At 47.8% G+C, this 20,292-nt stretch carries 10 protein-coding genes; 6 read left to right on the top strand and 4 right to left on the bottom strand.

Translation table 11 applies throughout. The annotated features are described in order from the left end of the window. Positions 1-87: 87 nt before the first annotated feature. From recC to recD, 4 genes are all read left to right on the top strand, one after another. Positions 88-3,468 carry an exodeoxyribonuclease V subunit gamma gene (recC, locus tag EL341_RS13635; protein ID WP_126468022.1) on the top strand — a complete coding sequence of 1,127 codons (3,381 nt, stop codon included), beginning with the start codon at positions 88-90 and terminating at the stop codon, positions 3,466-3,468. A 159-nt stretch (positions 3,469-3,627) separates the two neighbouring features. Continuing rightward, positions 3,628-6,516, top strand: coding sequence for a pitrilysin (gene ptrA, locus EL341_RS13630; RefSeq protein ID WP_074821922.1), 2,889 nt, complete (start codon positions 3,628-3,630; stop codon positions 6,514-6,516). After that, positions 6,516-10,052: an exodeoxyribonuclease V subunit beta gene (gene recB, locus EL341_RS13625; RefSeq protein ID WP_074821925.1), complete on the top strand. Its 3,537-nt coding sequence runs from the start codon at positions 6,516-6,518 to the stop codon at positions 10,050-10,052. The genes ptrA and recB overlap by 1 nt, the downstream gene beginning before the upstream one ends. Beyond that, positions 10,045-11,904 (top strand): exodeoxyribonuclease V subunit alpha, encoded by a 1,860-nt coding sequence (recD, locus tag EL341_RS13620; protein ID WP_074821928.1) that lies wholly within the window; start codon positions 10,045-10,047, stop codon positions 11,902-11,904. Before recB ends, recD begins: the two co-directional genes overlap by 8 nt. A gap of 53 nt (positions 11,905-11,957) precedes the next feature. Here the strand turns inward: recD and EL341_RS13615 are convergent, their stop codons facing one another. Together EL341_RS13615 and uxuR are read right to left on the bottom strand one after the other, a co-directional pair. Beyond that, on the bottom strand, positions 11,958-12,932 hold the full coding sequence (locus EL341_RS13615; RefSeq protein ID WP_074821931.1) for a siderophore ABC transporter substrate-binding protein: 975 nt from the start codon (positions 12,930-12,932) through the stop codon (positions 11,958-11,960). A gap of 285 nt (positions 12,933-13,217) precedes the next feature. Continuing rightward, positions 13,218-13,982, bottom strand: a complete 765-nt coding sequence (uxuR, locus tag EL341_RS13610) for a Uxu operon transcriptional regulator (RefSeq protein ID WP_047781808.1) — start codon at positions 13,980-13,982, stop codon at positions 13,218-13,220. A gap of 574 nt (positions 13,983-14,556) precedes the next feature. On the opposite strand from uxuR, the gene EL341_RS13605 reads away from it, so the two are divergent. Continuing rightward, positions 14,557-15,864, top strand: a complete 1,308-nt coding sequence (locus EL341_RS13605) for an MFS transporter (RefSeq protein WP_047781807.1) — start codon at positions 14,557-14,559, stop codon at positions 15,862-15,864. 86 nt (positions 15,865-15,950) lie between these two features. On the opposite strand, the gene argA is transcribed toward EL341_RS13605, so the two are convergent. Next, on the bottom strand, positions 15,951-17,279 hold the full coding sequence (gene argA / locus EL341_RS13600; RefSeq protein ID WP_164720483.1) for an amino-acid N-acetyltransferase: 1,329 nt from the start codon (positions 17,277-17,279) through the stop codon (positions 15,951-15,953). 304 nt (positions 17,280-17,583) lie between these two features. Here argA and amiC point away from each other — a divergent pair, with 304 nt between their 5' ends. Next, positions 17,584-18,825: an N-acetylmuramoyl-L-alanine amidase AmiC gene (gene amiC / locus EL341_RS13595; RefSeq protein WP_047781804.1), complete on the top strand. Its 1,242-nt coding sequence runs from the start codon at positions 17,584-17,586 to the stop codon at positions 18,823-18,825. Between the two features lie 160 nt (positions 18,826-18,985). Here amiC and EL341_RS13590 read toward each other — a convergent pair whose 3' ends face one another. Beyond that, a complete protein-coding gene (locus EL341_RS13590; RefSeq protein ID WP_074821940.1) occupies positions 18,986-20,290 on the bottom strand; it encodes a purine/pyrimidine permease in 1,305 nt (434 codons plus the stop codon). Positions 20,291-20,292 lie beyond the last annotated feature (2 nt).

Raw genomic sequence — 20,292 nt, 5'->3', positions numbered from 1 at the left:
TGGTAAGAAGATTGAAAATTACTTACGGTCATATTATTAGCACCGCTGTTAGCTAATGTTGACGATTATCTCACCTCAGGAGTCTGAATGTTTACGGTTTACCATTCCAATCAGCTTGATCTGCTGAAAACGCTGACCACCGCGTTGATTGCGGGTAAACCGTTAGCCAATCCTTTTGAAGCAGAAATTATTTTGGTGCAAAGCCACGGCATGGCGCAATGGCTACAGATTGAACTCGCCTCTGAGTTGGGTATCGCAGCCAATATTGAGTTTCCATTGCCGGCTTCGTTTATCTGGCAGATGTTTACCAAAGTGCTGCCGGGTATTCCACAGGAAAGTGCCTTTAGCAAAGATGCCATGACCTGGAAGCTAATGTGGCTGCTGCCTCCTATGCTAGGGTTACCTGAGTTCGCGGCGTTGTCAGGCTATTTGAGTGATGATGAGAACATGCGCAAGCGCCATCAGCTGGCCGGACGGATTGCTGACCTGTTTGACCAGTATTTGGTGTATCGACCAGAATGGCTGCGACGCTGGGAGCAGCATGAATTAGTCGATGGGTTGGATGAATCTCAGGTTTGGCAAGCACCGCTCTGGCGTGCACTGATTGATTATACTGAAGAACTACAGCAGCCGGGCTGGCACCGGGCAAACCTTTACCAGCGTTTTATTGATGCATTGAATCGGCCTGATTTCTCGCCTGCTGAGCTTCCTTCCCGGGTATTTATCTGTGGCATATCGGCGCTACCGCCAGTCTATTTGCAGGCGCTACAGGCGTTAGGGCAGCATATTGATATTCACCTGATGTTTACCAATCCTTGTCGTTACTATTGGGGAGATATTCAGGATTACGCTTTTCTGGCTAAGCTTCAGGCGCGCAAACGTCGTCAGGTAGAAAACGGCCATGACGTTGCGCTATTTCGTCAGCCTGAGGGTGCCGATAAGCTGTTTGATGAGTTGGGTAATCAGCAGCTAAGTAACCCGCTGCTGGCCAGTTGGGGAAAGCTGGGGCGGGACAATCTGTATTTGCTGGCTCAGCTGGATAAAATGCAGGAAGTGGATGCTTTTGTTGATATGGAACAGGATAGCCTGCTCCATCGTATTCAACACGATATCCTACAGCTTGATGATCGCGCGCTGATTGTGAACAGCCCTGACTCACCGTTAGACAGTCGGGATAAGCAGCCGTTGAATCCTCAGGATCGTTCCATCAGTACTCATGTTTGCCATAGCGCCCAGCGTGAAGTTGAAGTGCTTTACGATCGGCTATTGGCGATGTTGGATGATGATCCTACCTTAACCCTGCGCGATATTATTGTCATGGTGGCAGATATCGACAACTATACTCCCTATATTGAAGCGGTATTTGGTAATGCTCCGCCAGAGCGCTATTTGCCCTATGCTATTTCTGACCGTAGCGCCAGTCAGGCTCACCCGGTTTTAACCGCATTTTTATCCCTGTTAGATTTACCGGAAAGCCGCTTCACCGCGGAGGATATCCTGACGCTATTGGAAGTGCCGGCTTTAGCCATGCGTTTTCAGATCGATGAGGATGGACTACGTATTTTGCGGCAGTGGGTTGAAGATGCCGGCGTTCGCTGGGGATTAGATGATGATATGGTCAGCGATCTTGGGCTACCGCCTACCGGCCAGCATACCTGGCGGTTTGGCCTGACTCGTATGTTGTTGGGCTATGCCATGGATAGCCAGAGCGGTGATTATCAGGGAATACTGCCTTATGATGAATCCAGCGGGTTGATTGCGGTATTGGCCGGTCAACTGTCTGAGCTGTTAATGCAACTCTCCATTTGGCGTCAACGCCTGATGGAGTCTCACACCTTGACCGAGTGGTTACCGTTTTGTCGTGAGTTAATCGACGCCTTCTTTGTTACCGATTTGGAGACTGAGCCGGTGCTGGCGCTGATCGAGCAGCAGTGGCAGAAGCAAATTGGCTTCGGTCTTAACGCCAATTATATTGATGAAGTGCCGCTAACGGTGTTGAAAGATGAACTGGCTGCCCGACTGGATAGTGAACGAATCAGTCAGCGTTTTTTAGCGGGTTCAATCAATTTTTGTACGCTGATGCCCATGCGTTCAATTCCGTTTAAAGTGGTGTGTCTGCTGGGCATGAATGACGGTATTTATCCTCGTACACTGCCGCCGCTCGGCTTTGACTTGATGGCCGCTAAGCCAGTAAAAGGCGATCGCAGCCGGCGGGATGATGACCGTTACCTGTTTCTGGAAGCGCTGTTATCAGCACAGCAGAAGTTATACATCAGCTTTATTGGTCAGTCGATTCAGGACAATAGCCAGCGATATCCGTCGGTATTGGTGACGGAATTGCTGGAGTACATTGCACAAAGTCACGTGTTACCCGGTGATGAATCCAGTGATTTGGAGCAAAGCGCTGCCGCCGTGTATCAACAATTATTGTGTTATCACCCTCGTGTCCCCTTCAGTGAGCAGAATTTTGTTAACGGCAGTGAACAGCAGAGTTATGCCAGCGAATGGTTGCCGGCAGCAGGGCGTCAAGGGATCGCCCATGGAGAGTTTAGCGCCATGTTGGAACCGCTGACGCTGAACCGAATTGAACTGGATGACATTCGACGTTTTTATCGCCATCCGGTGCGGGCGTTTTTCCAGCAGCGTTTAAACGTTAGTTTCTCCATGGATGAAACTGAACTACCCGATGAAGAACCGTTTCTGGTGGAAAACCTGCAGCGTTATCAACTGAATATGCTGTTGCTTAATCGTTTGATTGAAGATCAGGATCCGCTTGAGCTCTATAGCCGATCTCGTGCGGCGGGTGAACTACCGTTTGGTGCTTTCGGCGAACTGTTTTGGCAAGGGCAAACCGAGGAAATGACTCAGTTGGCTGAGCGGGTGAAACAACATAAACTGCCTTCTCAAAGCGTTGAGGTTGAAATATCGATTGATGATATCGACGTGAGCGGCTGGTTGCATCAGGTTCAGCCAGATGGCCTGCTGCGCTGGCGTCCGGCTAAATTAACGGTGCTTGATGGTATCAGTTTATGGTTGGATCATTTGATCTATTGTATCAGCGGAGGTCAGGGTGAAAGTCGAATGTATGGGCGAGACGGTTCTGAATGGCGTTTTGCCTGGTTACCTGTTGATGAAGCCAAGAAACATTTTTCATTTTGGCTACAGGGATATATTCACGGTTTAAGCTCACCATTGCTACTATTACCAAAAAGCGCATGGGCCTGGCTGGAAAGTTGCTATGATGCGACGACAGCCCAAATTTGTTGGGATGAAGCCAGCCAACAGAAAGCCAGACAAAAGCTAATTCAGGCATGGCAAGGGAGTCCTCAGCTCCGTGGAGAGGGTGATGACCCTTATCTTATGCGGCTCTTTCGGCTGATGGACGACTCGCGTTATCAGCAAATTATTACCGATAGTGAACCTTATTTATTGGTTCTGATGCAGCGGCGGTTGGAAAAATCTGCTTAAAAAAGTGAACCCCAGACAGCAGGACTGTCCAACAGTGGGTTAGATGGACAGTCGATTAAGAAAAGTTGTGTCTCATCATGTGAGGCAACCGCTATAACGTGGTGTGTATTCGTTATTATTAATCAGTGATGTTATTCAGTTATTCCAGAAGGAAATTCAATGCGTAAGCTGTTTGCCAATGCCATTGGCGCCATATTTATTCTGTCTTGTTGGACGACGACAGCGTTTGCCAGTCAGGGATGGCAGCCGCTACCTGAGAAAATTCAAAAAAGTGAAAAAGATACTCGCGAATATCAGGCGATTAAGTTGGATAACGGCATGACCGTATTGCTGGTGTCAGATAATCTGGCCAGTAAATCTTTGGCGGCGTTAGCATTGCCAGTTGGCTCCCTTGAAGATCCGGATAGCCAGCTTGGTTTGGCGCACTATCTGGAACACATGGTGTTAATGGGATCAAAACGTTATCCCGAACCGGACAGCATTTCTGAATTTCTGAAAAAGCATGGCGGTAGCCATAATGCCAGTACCGCGTCTTATCGCACCGCGTTTTATCTTGAAGTCGAGAACGATGCGCTGGCTCCAGCGGTTGATCGCTTGGCGGATGCCATTGCACAACCGCTGTTGGATCCGGTCTATGCCGATCGTGAACGTAATGCAGTCAATGCCGAACTGACAATGGCGCGTTCTCGTGATGGTATGCGTATGGGGCAAGTGGGTTCGGAAACGTTAAATCCGGCTCACCCGACCTCTCGTTTTTCTGGCGGTAATCTGGAAACGCTAAAAGATAAGCCCGGCAGTAAATTACATGATGAACTGACGGCGTTTTATCATCGTTATTATTCGGCCAACCTGATGGTTGGCGTGCTATATGGTAATCAGTCGATTAACGATTTGGCTAAACTGGCGGCGGAGACGTTTGGTCGTATTGGTAATAACCATGCCAGCGTACCACCGATTACTGTTCCTGCGGCAACGGACAAAGAGAAAGGATTAATTATTCACTATGTCCCTGCTCAGCCAACCAAACAACTGCGTATTGAGTTTCGCATTGACAATAATATTGCCGAATTTCGCAGTAAAACCGACACCTATATCAGCTATCTGATTGGTAACCGTAGTGAAAATACGCTGTCAGATTGGCTGCGTAAACAAGGTTTGGCCGATAGCATCGGTGCTGGCGTAAACCCGGTCATCGATCGCAATGGTGGCGTATTGAGCATTGGCGTTTCGCTGACCGATAAGGGATTGGCTAATCGCGATAAAGTGATTGCTGCGATTTTTGACTACCTGAAAATGATTCGTCATGAAGGCATTCGCCAAGAGTATTTTGATGAAATTGCCCATGTGTTGAATCTGGATTTCCGTTATCCATCCATGACGCGGGATATGGATTATGTCGAGTGGTTATCCGATACCATGCTCAATATCCCGGTACAGAATATTCTGGATTCGGATTATCTGGCGGATCGCTACGATCCCAAAGCGATTGCTGCCCGTTTGGATCAAATGACGCCGCAGGCCGCACGTATTTGGTTTATCAGCCCGAATGAGCCCCACAATAAAACCGCCTATTTTGTTGATGCGCCTTATCAGGTCGATCGTATTAGTGAAAAACAAATCGCGGATTGGGTATCGGAAGAGAAAGGTTTGGATCTGAGTTTACCAAAGCTGAACCCGTATATTCCTGATGATTTTAAACAGATCGCCGAAAATAAAGCCTCGGACGTCGTACCTGCTCTGGTGTTGAATGAACACAACGTGCGCGCCTGGTATGTGCCTAGCCAGTATTTTGCTGATGAACCGAAGGCCAATATTATACTGGCTTTGCGTAACGCTAAGGCTCAAGACTCGGCGCGTAATCAGGTGATGTTTGCCTTAACCGATTATTTAGCGGGGCAGGCTTTAGCGCAAATCAGCTATCAAGCGTCGGTGGGCGGACTGAGTTTCTCCTCTTCTTCTAATAACGGATTGCAGTTTACCGTGAGCGGTTTTACCCAGCGGATACCGCAGTTAACCCAAGCGTTTTTAGAACAATACCGTGGCTTTACCGTGACGGACGACCAGCTTAAGCAGGCTAAATCTTGGTATCAGCAGCAGATGGATGCGGCGGAAAAGGGTAAAGCTTTTGAGCTGGCTCTACAGCCAGTGCGGGCTATCTCTCAGGTTCCCTACAGTGAGCGGGCAGAACGACGTCAACTGATGGCGGGAATTTCCGTTCAGGATATTATTCAATACCGTAATCAACTGCTGGAAAACAGTTCGCCAGAGATGTTTGCGATTGGCAATATGACTCCAGAGCAGGTAAAAGAGCTGGCGCTAAATATTAGTAAACAGCTGGGCTGTCGTGGTCCAGGCTGGTGGCACGGTCAGAATGTTGTGGTTGAGAAAACACAGCAGGCAAACCTGATGAAGCCGGGGAGTAGTACGGACTCTGCTTTAGGCGCCATCTATATTCCGACCGGATATGATGAAGTTCAGGGTATGGCACGCAGTAATCTGCTGAGCCAAATTATTCAACCATGGTTCTATAATCAGCTGAGAACCGAGGAACAACTGGGTTATGCGGTTTTTGCCTTCCCGATGACCGTGGGTCGCCAGTGGGGCGTTGGTTTCTTGCTGCAAAGTAATAATCAGACGCCGGCTTATTTGGAAAAACGCTATCAGAACTTCTATCAGATGGCGGACAAGAAGCTATCTGAGCTGAAGGATGAGGATTTTAATCAGTATCGTCAGGCGCTGATCAATCAATTGGAACAGCGACCACAAACGCTGGATGAAGAAGCGGGCTACTACACGAATGATTTTAATCGTGGCAACGACCGGTTTGATACCCGTAAGAAGGTATTGGAACAGGTGAAAGCCCTGACCCGCAGCGATATCCAGTTATTCTTCAAACAGGCGGTGATGGAGCGTAAAGGTTTATCGGTTCTTTCCCAAATTATGGGGCAGAGCGAACTGAAAACTGACTATGCTAAACCTGAAGGCTGGACCGTGTATAAAGACGCTTCATCGCTACAGAAAACTCTGCCGGTACAGGTTCAGAAGTAATGTCTCAGCAGCCTTTGGCTTTAGATCCGCTATCGCTCCCGCTGTTTGGGGAGCGTTTGATTGAAGCGTCGGCAGGTACGGGAAAAACCTATACTCTGGCGGCGCTCTATTTGCGTTTGCTATTGGGATTAGGGCAAGAGGCTGCTTACCCAAGGCCGTTATCGGTTGAAGAAATTTTGGTGGTGACGTTTACTGAAGCGGCAACGGAAGAATTGCGTAATCGTATTCGGGATAACATCCATCAGCTGCGTATTGCCTGTATCCGCAATGAAAGCCACGATCCATTGCTGAATCAACTATTAGCTGAATTACCCAACAAAGCCACGGCGACGGCTCTGTTATTGGCGGCAGAACGCCAGATGGATGAAGCGGCTATTTTTACCATTCATGGCTTTTGTCAGCGTATGTTGAGCCATAATGCTTTTGAGTCTGGCGTACTGTTTGAGCAGTCACTGATTGAAGATGAGCTTCCCTTACGGCGTCAGGCGGTGGCTGATTTCTGGCGGCGACATTGTTATCCATTACCTTTGCCCGTTGCTCAGGTGATTAGTGCAGAATGGACTGGCCCGGAACGTTTGTTGGCGGATATTACGCCTTACCTACACGGTGAGGCGCCTAAACTGCGCCAGCCCCCTTCGCAGGATGATATTCTGCAACGCCATCAGCAAATTATTGAGCGCATTGAAGCGTTGAAACAGCTTTGGCGAGAGCATGCGGCGGATCTGGAAGCGCTAATTAGCGGCTCCGGGGTGGATAAACGCAGCTATAGTTCCAAAAACTTGCCTAACTGGCTACAGAAAGTGGGCGTGTGGGTAGAGGAAGAGATTCAGGATTATAAACTGCCGAAAGAGTTAAATAACTTTCGTCAGTCGATTCTCGAGCAAAAGACCAAGAAAGGTGAAGTCCCGGTTCATCCGTTATTTACTGCGATAGACCTGCTGTATTCCGAGCCACTCACCTTACGGGATCTGATTCTGGCGAAGGCCTTAAGCGAAGTGCGTCAGTCGGTTCAACAAGAGAAACGTCAGCGGGCGGAAATGGGGTTCGATGACTTACTCAGCCGGTTGGATATGGCATTACAGCGCCCGGAGGCAGAAGCGCTGGCTAATGCCATACGCCAACGCTATCCGGTGGCAATGATTGATGAGTTTCAGGATACCGATCCACAGCAGTACCGTATTTTTCATAAGTTATACGGCGGTCGTCAGGATACCGGTTTATTACTGATTGGTGACCCCAAACAGGCCATCTATGCGTTTCGCGGTGCGGATATTTTTACCTATATGCAGGCGCGTAATCAGGTGAGCAGTCACTACACGATGGAGACCAACTGGCGTTCTTCTGCTCAGATGGTGGATACGGTTAATTGTCTGTTTCAGCGCCTATCCGCGCCATTTATTTTTGAACAAATTCCTTTTCTGACGGTAAAACCGGCGGAGAAAAATCGTTCCTTGAGTTTTGAGTTTGACGGCGTAAATCAACCGGCAATGTCGCTTTGGTTGCAGTCGGGAGAAGGCTCGGGGCAAAGCGAATATCAGCAGGTTATGGCGCGTCGTTGTGCGGCGCAAATCCGCGATTGGCTAACGGCCGGTCAGCAGCAGCGCGGCTGGTTAGTGAGTGCTAAGGAACGTCGCCCGGTAACTGCCGCTGATATTGCTATTCTGGTGCGTACCGGGAAAGAAGCGGCGATAGTTCGTGATGCACTGAGTGCGTTGGCGATACCGTCGGTTTATTTATCCAATCGCGAAAGCGTTTTCACCACGCCAGAAGCCAGAGAGATTTTGTGGTTGCTACAGGCGGTGCTAACGCCGGAAAAAGAGCGAGCGTTACGCAGTGCGTTAGCCAGTAGCTTACTGGGGATGGATGCTCGGCAGATTGATGCCATTAATCAGGATGAGCGCCAGTGGGATGTGCTGGTGGAGGAGTTTAGTGCTTACCGCCAGCTGTGGTTAAAACGCGGCGTACTGCCGATGCTGCGTGAGCTGATGTCTAAGCGTAAGCTGGCAGAAAATCTGTTGGTCACCTTGGGTGGTGAGCGCCGGTTAACCGATATTATGCACATTGGTGAGCTGTTGCAGGAAGCGTCATTAAAGCTGGAAAGCGAGCACTCACTGGTTCGTTGGTTGGCGCAGCAGATTACTCAACCTAACGATCGGGCGGATAGCCAGCAACTGCGTTTGGAAAGCGATCGTAATCTGGTCAAGGTTGTCACCATACATAAATCGAAAGGATTGGAGTATCCGCTGGTCTGGCTACCGTTTATCTGCGGTTTTCGCAAGCAAAGTCAGGGGTTGTATCACGACCGAGAGACATTCTCTGCGGTCTTGGATCTGAGTGAGAGTGAAGAGTCGCAGACGCTGGCTGAAGAAGAGCGGTTAGCGGAAGATTTACGTCTACTGTATGTGGCACTGACGCGCTCGGTTTATCATTGCAGTATTGGCGTAACGCCAATTTATTCCGGTAATCGACGCTTGGGCAATTCTGATTTGCATCATAGTGCTATCGGCTATCTGCTGCAAAAAGGTCAGGCTGGCGATGCCACTTTATTATCAGAGTCGTTACGTGAACTGGTGCAAAACCACGGCATTAAGGTTTACCCCGCCGAGATAGATGATACCGCCCAGTGGCAGGATAGTATTATGCTGCCAGAGACATTGGCGGCTCGTACCTTTAGTGGGCAGCGACAGAATAGCTGGCGCGTTACCAGCTATTCAGGCTTGCAGCAGCAAGGTTCCTCCCATCATTATGAGCTATTACCGCGCTTTGATACTGATGCAGCGGGTGAGAAGGGTAACGCTCAGCTAGATACCATGACGCCTCACTCTTTTCCTAAAGGTGCGGCTCCGGGTACTTTCCTGCATGATTTATTAGAAGAAACCGATTTTTCTCAGCCGATTGATGAGCTAAAGCTGAGCGAGCAAGTATTGTTGCAAGGGCTGGATGAACGATGGACGCCGGTGTTACAGCAGTGGCTGGAAACCATTGTCAGTACGCCGCTGGATGAACAGGGGATCTGCCTGAAGGCTATTGAGGCCAATGCTCGTCAAGCCGAGTTACAGTTTTACTTACCCATTGGCCCTATGTTGCAGGCTGAGAGTTTGGATACGTTAGTGAAACGGTATGACCCGCTGTCAGCCAACTGCCCTGCATTGAACTTCCGTCAGGTTCGGGGCATGTTGAAAGGATTTATCGACCTGGTTTTTTGCTGGCAAGGGCGCTATTACTTGCTGGATTACAAATCCAATTGGTTGGGAGAGAGCGGCGAGTTTTATACTCAGCAGGCTATGGCTAATGCGATGTGTGAACATCGTTACGATCTACAGTATCAACTGTATTCGCTGGCGCTGCACCGCTACTTACGTCATCGCATTGCGAATTATGATTACCAACGCCATTTTGGCGGGGTGTTTTATCTGTTTTTACGCGGTGTTGAACCGAATAAGCCCGGACAGGGTGTTTTTCACTGTCGTCCGGAGTGGGAACTGGTTGATGGACTCGATCGCCTGTTTGCCGGAGAAGGAGAGCCTGATGTTTAGCCTGTTACAGAAAGCGGTTGAGCTTGCCGTTTTTCGTCCGCTGGATATTCAGCTTGCTCGTTTGTTAGCGACGGATGATCCTTGTCTGGCGCTGTTAGTGGCTAAACTCAGCGCACAAGCCGGGGCAGGGCACGTTTGTTTGTCGTTGAGCACCCTTGATGAGCGAAGTTTATTTGATGGACGCCACGGGGAGCTGGCGGCGGAGATTTGGCTTAAGGCGGGTAATCCGCGATTGACCGATCTTATCTCCACCCTTGAACGTTCATCCGCCGTTAGCGATGGCTATCAGCCAACCCCGCTGGTATTACAGGGGGAACGCCTATATTTACAGCGTATGTGGCGTGATGAAGGGCAAATTGCCGCTTTCTTTCTGCGGCAGAGTAATGACGCTGCGGTGAGTTATCCAGAAGGGCTAAAGCAGGCGTTGGACCAGCTCTTTCCATTTGATCCCACAGAGACCGACTGGCAAAAAGTGGCGGCGGCGGTTGCGGCTACCCGGCAATTATCGGTGATTTCTGGTGGACCAGGAACCGGTAAAACTACCACGGTAGCGCGTTTATTGGCGGTATTACTTCAGCTTGCCGGTGAATCCAGACTGCGTATTGCATTAGCGGCACCCACCGGTAAAGCGGCAGCGCGTTTAACGGAATCTTTAGGGCAGGCGATTCAGAGTTTGCCGTTAACGCCTAGCCAGCGCCAACAGATGCCGGTTGAAGCGTCAACGTTACACCGTTTACTTGGGGTGCAACCGAATAGCCGTCACCTGCGACATCATAAAGATAATCCGTTACATCTTGATGTGCTAATTGTTGATGAAGCGTCGATGGTGGATTTACCGATGATGGCACGTCTGATAGCTGCTTTACCTGAACAGGCCCGGTTTATTTTATTGGGCGATCGCGATCAACTGGCATCGGTAGAAGCCGGGGCGGTTTTAGGGGATATTTGTCGCTTTGCTGAACAGGGCTACAGCCAGCAGAGGGCGGAAGAACTGTCGCGGTTGACTGGATATGATATTGCAGCCAGCACATTCCCTCAGGCCGTGGCGATAAGGGACAATTTGTGCCTGTTGAAGAAAAGTTATCGGTTCCATCAACACTCTGGTATTGGTCAATTGGCATTTGCGGTTAACCGAGGGGATGGGCAGGGTGCAATGCAATGCTTTGCTCAGAACTATGCGGATTTAGCTTGGTTGCCGGTGAGCAGCGTGGATGATTATTTACAACTGTTGGAAACCTGTGTTGAAGGTTATCGCGATTATTTAGCTCAGGTAAAGGGCGGCGATCCACAGCAAATTCTGGCATCGTTTAACCGTTTTCGTTTGCTGTGTGCGTTGCGCAGCGGACCTTTTGGTATTGATGGACTCAATACGCGCATCGAACAGATGCTGTTAAGTAAGCGGTTAATTGAGAAATCGACGGAAAGCGGCGGGTTATGGTATCCGGGACGGCCTGTGATGGTTAGCCGAAATGATAGCGCCTTGGGGCTATACAACGGTGATATCGGTATCGCTCTGCGTAACGATGAAGGGGAAATGCGCGTCTGTTTTCAGCTGCCGGATGGTTCGATTAAGGCAGTACAGCCCAGTCGTTTACCCGCTTGTGAAACGGCTTATGTGATGACGGTGCATAAATCTCAGGGCTCGGAGTTTGAGCATACGGTGCTGGTATTACCGGATACGTTTTCACCTTTGCTGAGTCGAGAGCTAGTGTATACCGCCATTACTCGTGCGCGCCAAAAGCTTACGCTATTTGCTAATGAAAATATCCTGCTGTCAGCTATTCTGACGCCAACGGAGCGCCACAGTGGATTAGCGGCTCGGTTAGTTGAGACTGATGGTGTTGAACTATAAGTTATCAATTTCGTCACCCCGGTTTTTACCGGGGTGACGGAGGAGGAGTCGGCTTACTGAATAGCCGCATTCACTTCATCAATCTGTAAGCTCAGGCTTTCCAGACCGCCGCCGGACAGATACCATAAATCTGGTTGCAGATAGACAATTTTTCCCTTGCGGAAGGCATTGGTTTGTTTGATTTTGTCATCTTCCATCAGGCTACGATCGACTTTTCCTTCACCAATGGCTTCGTTCCGGTCGACAATAAAGATAATGTCAGGATTCTTTTCAGCAATATAGTCAGGCGTACCGGCCTGACGGCCATCGGCTAAGTTTTCATCGGCTTTTTTAACGCCGAGCACTTGGTGAATGATAGAAGCGTAGCCGTTAGACGTCGAGGCGGAGAATTTTCCATTGTAATGCACTAGTACCATGGCTTTTTGCCCGGATGCTTCCGCTTGTTTTCTCAGTTCAGTAATTTTTTTATCTAATACGGCTAATCCGTTGTCGGCCTCGGCTGTTTTATCGAAAATCTGGCCGATGGTCAGGACATTTTTCTTAAAGGAATCCAGATAAACACCATTGTTAATACTGAGGTTAATGGTTGGCGCAATGGTGGCAAGTTCATCATAGGATTTTCCCTGACGACCGGTAATAACGATTAATTCTGGCTTTAAATCACGGATGGCCTGCATGTCCGGCTGCTTCATATTGCCGGCATTGGCGACCTTATCGTTGTTATATTGGGATAAATAACTGGGGATATTTTTCTTAGGTAACCCGGCTACGGTGGTGATACCCAGCGCATGCATCGTATCCAACGTGCCAAAGTCGAAGATAACCGGGTTAGTTGGGTTTTGATTGACCTCGGTGGTGCCTTGAGTATGGTGGACTGATACGGTTTTGGGTGACGTTTTAGCAGCCGGAGCGGCCGTCACTTGGGTGGTTTCAGGTACGGCGGTTGCCGTGTCAGAGGTTTTCTGATCGCAGCCCGCTAATGCCGTTGCCAGTGTTGTTACGGCCAGAATAGATAAGATATGTTTCATGGCATCGCCTTTTGATGAGTAGAGTGGGTGATTGATTTTATTAGCGAAGTTTACTTGAGTTAATTCACCTCTTCAATGTAAATGATTATTGTTATCATTGATTGGGTTGGTGATCGCAGAGTTTTATCTTGGTGTGTTTGCCATATTGGGCGGATTTACCCAGACGGAATGCGGTTAAAGGGGGCGAATGATGTTTATAAGAAGTGATGTTCGGTGAGAAAACAACAGCGCCTTATAGTGATTGAGGCGCTGTTGTTAATTAGTATGAGTGGGAAAAGCCGGGTGTCAGGCGTCGGCTTCACTCAGTGGCCATGATTCAAATAGATAGCCATCAAAATTAATATCATCGACATCAGAAAACTCCAGTAAACGGAGCTTCACATTTTCCAGATGTTGCCACATGGCCAGTTTGGCAGCTTTAGCATCTCTTTTAATCAGCGTGGCCAGAATTTGTTTATGGTCAGAGAGCCAGTCTTTACGATAGTGAGTATTTTCCAGACGGCTATGCAGCTGGATCCACATCGGATTATTTTCACGCCACTGCCAGGACTGTTTAAATAGCTCGACCAACATACTATTGTGGGTCGCTTCAGCGATGGCAAGGTGGAATAGCATATCACCGCTTTCTTTATCATCGGATACCAGTTCTTGCTCTTCAACTTGTAGCGCCTGGCGCATTTTTACAATATCTTCTCGCGTGACCTGAAGAGCAGCGAACTCGGCAATGTTACTTTCCAGCAGTTGACGAGCCTGAAGCAGCTCAAAGGGGCCAGCATCATTACATTGATTGGTTGCTGATGCGTCGCTGGCGGAATCCTGAGGAGTATTAATGACAAAAATACCTGAACCGCGCCTCACCTCAACTAACTTTTCAATTTCCAGCATGATCAATGCCTCACGTACAACTGTACGGGAGACGTTCAGCATTTCAGCTATTTCACGCTCAGGAGGAAGACGTTTACCAATCGCATACTGCTTCTGAGCAATCATGCGACGTAGCATCAGTCCAACTTCTTGATAGGGCCGTTGTTGAGAAGATTGTTGTTTCATGATGGTGTGTCAGTTCTCATCGATTGACTGGTATAAAACCGAAAAACATAACTATTATGCCAAATTATAACATAACTGGTCAGCCAACTATATCTGAAAACAGCCACGGGCATAAAATGTCCTCTTCAGACTAAGACAGGAAATTGGCTGATTATTCTAATTTAGTGCCGAAGACCAAGCTATTTGGTCTGGCTGATCGCGGTTATAACCCGTTTACTTGATAAAGCGACACAGTATTCGCTTTCATTGTGCATTTTAACCCAACCAATCCTTATGAACTGTCAACCATACTTGTAAATTGGTTAACCAGATCACAGATTGATCATGCCTTTGGTTTACCTAATTGATTTGCGTGATCGCGATCAATTTTTTCCTGATTTTACTCATTCACCATGTCAACTTGGCGCAATGGGGCATTTATTAATGAATTACATCACCAAGACCATTGAGCGCAGATAACCATTGGAAGGCCATTTATTTTTTTTGGTCAACCTATTTGATGATGTTTCCGATACTTCTTGTTCTAAGCAATTAGGCTTAAGCGATAGGTATAGTGATGAACAGAGGCTTTTTCATGAAAATGACAAGATTAAGATGGTGGATTATTGGCCTGGTTTGTATGGGCACAATTGTAAACTATCTTTCACGTAGCTCATTGAGCGTTGCCGCTCCGGCAATGATGCAAGAATTAAACTTTAATGAACAACAATATTCTTGGGTCGTGAGTGCATTCCAACTTTGTTATACCGTTGCTCAACCGATTGTCGGTTATTTGCTGGATGTTATTGGTCTAAAAATAGGTTTCTTCATTTTTGCACTGCTATGGTCGCTGATTAATATGGCCCATGCTTTGGCCGGTGGCTGGGTCAGTCTGGCGTTTCTGCGTGGTTTAATGGGGCTGACTGAGGCCTCTGCGATTCCGGCCGGTATCAAAGCCAGTGCTGAGTGGTTCCCAACTAAAGAACGCGGTATTGCCGGCGGTTTATTTAATATCGGTACCTCGATTGGTGCAATGTTAGCACCACCTCTGGTTGTGTGGGCGATGCTGACGTTTGCAGACCAAGGGCTTGGCACCGAGATGGCGTTTATCATCACCGGCGGTATCGGTATCTTGTTCGCTATTACCTGGTTCCTTATTTATAACTCGCCGAATAAACATCCGTGGATTACCCAAAAAGAGCTGCGCTATATTGAAGATGGGCAGGAAAGTTATCTACAGGATGATAATAAAAAGCCTTCGGTAAAAGAGATTATCAAACAGCGTAACTTTTGGGGATTAGCGATCGCTCGTTTTCTGGCGGATCCGGCTTGGGGAACATTAAGTTTCTGGATGCCATTATATCTGATCAACGTGATGCATTTACCATTGAAAGAGATCGCAATGTTTGCCTGGTTACCGTTTCTGGCGGCCGACTTTGGTTGCGTTGCCGGCGGTTTTCTTGCCAAGTTCTTCATGGAAAAACTGAAGATGACCACCATCAATGCTCGCCGAGCTAGCTTTACCATCGGTGCGGTTTTGATGATTTCCATTGGTTTTGTCAGCATGGTGTCGAATCCGTATATCGCGATCGCGTTAATGAGCCTGGGCGGGTTTGCCCACCAAACGCTGTCTACCGTAGTAATTACGATGTCGGCTGACTTATTCAAGAAGAATGAAGTGGCGACCGTCGCCGGACTGGCTGGTTCTGCTGCATGGTTAGGGCAATTGACCTTTAACCTATTTATGGGGGCATTAGTGACGGTTATTGGTTACGGCCCGTTTTTCATCGCGTTGAGTCTGTTTGATATTATTGGTGCGATTGTTCTCTGGACCTTAATTAAGGATCCGGCGAAAGATGCTAAAAATAGCACAACCGGAGAGGCGGCTTTAGCCAACTCATAATAGAAAAATAAGCGTTTGCTGGATTTGTTCTGAAGCCGTAGCCAACTAATGTTGGCTACGGCTTCAGTGTGTGCGGCGTATTCTGATTAAACTTGTGAGACCAGAATTTTTGAACGGCGCTGATAGTTATACATTGCCTGCTTTTTCAGCGGCAGATCATCAATATCCGCGGGCATAAAGCCGCGTTCCTGAAACCAATGAATACTGTGGGTGGTTAATACAAACAGTTTCTCTAGTCCCATCAGACGGGCTTGAGTACTGATTTTCTCCAGCAGAATTTCACCGCGCAGTGAACTGCGATACTCCGGATGGACGGCGACGCAGGCCATTTCACCAATTCTCTCTTCGGTAAAGGGGTAGAGGGCTGCGCAGGCAATGGTCATATTATCGCGTTCGATAATAGTGAATTTATCAATTTCCATTTCCAATTGTTCACGGGAACGGCGCACTAAAATTCCTTGTTGTTCCAGCGGGCGAATGAGCTCCAGAATACCGCCAATGTCATGAATGGTGGCTCGGCGAACCTGCTCGGCACTTTCCATGACTATCTGGGTGCCAATACCATCGCGGGAGAACAGCTCCTGTAGTAATGCGCCACTGTCTTGATAGCTAATGAGATGACAACGGCGAACACCGCTGCGGCAAGCTTTGACCGCACCGCGCAGAAAGCGCACGGTACCGGAGTTATAGTCGCCACTGGCCTCATAATACTCTAGGTATTTTTGCGCGTCGTTAGGGAATAGCTCAGGCAGGATCTTGCCCTTTTCGTCTTCGACTCCCTGAGAGGAACAGAAACCGATAATTTTCTCAGCCTTAAGTTTAATCGCTAACTGTGTGGCGAGTTCTTCTGAGGTTAAATTAAAGCTTTCACCAGTGACCGAAACCGCAACGGGCCCCAACAAAACAATGGCACCGCTGTTTAACTGATGATGGATGGCGTCTTCATCGATGCGCCGAATGCGACCGCTATGACAGTAATCAATGCCGTCATCGATACCCAGCGGTTGCGAAATCACAAAGTTGCCGCTGACCACATTAATATGCGCCCCTTGCAGTGGCGTATTATTCAGGCTCATGGACAGGCGAGCGGTAATATCCAACTGAAGCAGACCGGCGGCTTGTTTTACCAACTCCAGCGATTCCGCATCGGTAACGCGAGTATGTTTATGGTAGATCGGCGGCTTGTTATGCAATGCCAGATTGGCATCAATTTGTGGTCTGGCACCATAAACCACCACGAGCTGAATGCCCAGACTGTGCAGCAGGCCGATATCACTGATGATATTACCAAAGTTTTCATGCTCGATGGCTTCACCACCCAGCATGATGACAAACGTTTTGCCCCGATGAGCATTAATATAAGGAACTGAATGGCGGATGCCTTCCACCAGCTCAGTAGTACGTTCCTTCATGATAAAACCTCGTTGCATAAAAATTCGTATTTTTTGTATTTTTATTCTATTTAGTGTCATCTGGCAAGCAGAATATTTAAACAAACTCGGTTTTTTATTGGTTGATGATCATAATGCTCTGGATTGTTTTGAGCGTTTGTCGCTAATTTGGGGGGGAAATGTCAGTTTTCTGATTTTTTCGCCTCAGATCTAGGCAAAAAAGCAGATAATATACAGGTTAAGCGTGACAGAACGGTCTCTCTTCGGTAGAGTTTTACGCCAGCTTTATTTTGTTTATATTTTGTAGTTCGTTTTATGTCGGAGAATCATGTCTAGCTCTAAACCTAATTACTTACGCCGTCGTTTATTACAGGGTGCTGCTGCAACCTGGTTATTGAGCGTGAGTGGTGTTGGCATGGCGGCGTCATTAACAAGTGTTATTGCGGTGCGTGTGTGGCCCTCTTCGACCTATACTCGGGTAACGCTGGAATCCAGTGCCCCTTTGAAATATAAACAGTTTGCTTTAACTAATCCCAATCGAATTGTTATCGATATTGAAAATGTTCATTTAAACAGTGTGTTAAAGAGCATTGCTGGTCAGGTGCAAAACAGTGACCCTTATTTGAAGCTGGCGCGCATCGGGCAGTTTGATAAGAATACTGTGCGTTTAGTGTTAGAGCTTAAGCAGAATATTAATCCGAACCTATTCACTCTGAAACCGATTGCGGAATTCAAAAACCGTCTGGTGGTCGATCTGTATCCGGCTAACGGCGGTTCTTCTGAGCCAGACGATCCGCTGTTGGCGTTGTTAAAAGAGTATAATCAGGGCGCGCTGGAGCAGGATCAGCGGGCAGATGTACCCCAAACCGGCAAAGTTGGCCGCGATCGTCCACTGGTGATTATGTTGGATCCTGGTCATGGTGGGGAAGATCCTGGGGCGATTGGTAAAAGGGGAACTCGGGAAAAAGATATTGTGCTGCAAATTGCTCGTCGGTTGCGCACCTTAATCCAGAAAGAACCCGGTATGAAAGCCTATATGACGCGTAATGAAGACGTATTTATTCCGTTAAAGGTACGAGTTGCTAAGGCGCGCAAACAGCGCGCCGATCTGTTTATTTCTATTCATGCGGATGCGTTCAGCAATCGATCAGCTCATGGTTCATCTATTTTTGCGCTGTCGACTAAAAAGGCGACCAGTAGCGCAGCACAGTTTTTAGCCCAAACCCAGAACGAAGCGGATAAAATTGGCGGCGTCAGTAAGAGCGGCGATCGCTATCTTGACCATACAATTTTTGATTTAGTACAAACCGCGACGATTAGCAGCAGCCTTAAATTTGGTAAAGAAGTGCTCGGTCGTATGGGGCGGGTGAATAAATTACATAAGAATAAGGTTGAGCAAGCGGGATTCGCAGTGTTAAAAGCGCCAGATATCCCCTCTATTTTGATTGAAACCGCCTTTATTTCTAATCTGGAAGAAGAGCGTAAGTTGAGAACGGCAAGGTTCCAGCAGCAAATAGCTGAATCCGTTTTTGCCGGGATCAAAGCGTATTTCTCGACCATCAAGTTTTAGCTAACGAGTGTCACCCCGTAGCCATTATTGGCGCGTTTAACGTTATTAGGCGCAAATCATTTAAATGAAGCGGGTTTCCCTGTTCTATCTAGAAAACATCCCAGTTTACTTGTTCTGACAAGTCGGCTGGGATGGCGTTTAACGATCAATTTACGGTATATCAGCGACTTTTTCTGCCTTGGCTGCTTAACTGTTGTTTTTGACGATACAACATTAACCTTTCCAGCGTGACGGCCACTAGGGTACCTAAAATCAGCCCATTACTCAGTAGTGAAGTGACTAAAGGTGATAAACCAGCAAAGGCGGTGGCGGGTAAAAACATGGCGCTAATACCCACAAACCATCCAGCCGCGACACTATGGTTACGTATGCCTTTATCTTCTACGCTATCAAACTGCGTCAGTGCAATCATAATGATACCTAAGCCAAAGGACGGGATAAGCGCAGCATAGCCTACCGCGGGTGGTAAGGCCGCGAAGAATGAAGTAACGATAGGGGATAGGCTGATTAATATTATGAGTAAGTTTCCGCAGATAAAAGGCAGCAACTGAGTAAAACGCGTTTGCGCGATAAAAGCAGCGGAACCGGAAATCGGCACTGGGCCAATAGCACCGAAGGTGCCTGAAAGCAGGTGAATAATACCGGAAACAATGCTGGTTTTATTTAAGCGGTCTTCAACCGGCAGTTCAAACTTCTGGAAAACCGTTTGCACGACTTTAACACTGGCCATTAAGTTAGTGAGTAACAGAATTGTCAGCAGGAATACGTTAACTATCATGCCATGCTCAAGGCGAGGAGTGCCAAAGGGGAAGATCGCCGGTAGCTTAATGGCGCTGGTTACCGGTGTAATCGGGTTGGCATAACCAAACAGGTAAAACAGAATCCAGCCGCTAATGATGGAAACCAGCGTCGCGTAAGTGCTAATTTGTTTGATTTTGATACAGATATAGGCAATAGCAACGGTGGCGATAGAGAGTAAGGTTATCGTTGGATTAATGGCGGTGGACTCTTTACTAATACCCATCATGCCTTTTAAGAAGGTACCGGAGAGCTGGACTACCAAAAGAATCAGGTAAACGCCCATCACCGTCGGGGTAAATAGTTTGGCGATTTTATTCACTACGCCTAAAAGAGAAAGCAGTATAAAAATACAGCCGCTTAAAATAAAGCTGAATTCCATAACGCGCAGGGTTTCATTATGTGAGCCAAACAAGACGGAACCAATACCGGCATAAAGGGCGAAAACGCCCCACCAAATCCCTGCTGGCCCTTCTATGATCGGCAATTTATGCCCAAATAGCGCTTGTAATATACCCGCGACACCTAAAATAAATAGCGTGCGTGAGACAAATTCAATGATGGCATCGGGCGTTAAGCCAAATGTACTGGCAATGGATACTGGGATAACAACGCTGCCCATCAGTATATAAAGCATCCATTGCAGCGATGCTAAAATAAATTTCATAG

The sequence above is a fragment of the Pragia fontium genome (genome assembly GCF_900638655.1).
Lineage (GTDB): Bacteria > Pseudomonadota > Gammaproteobacteria > Enterobacterales > Enterobacteriaceae > Pragia > Pragia fontium.
This window is presented reverse-complemented; position numbering and strand designations above follow the sequence as displayed.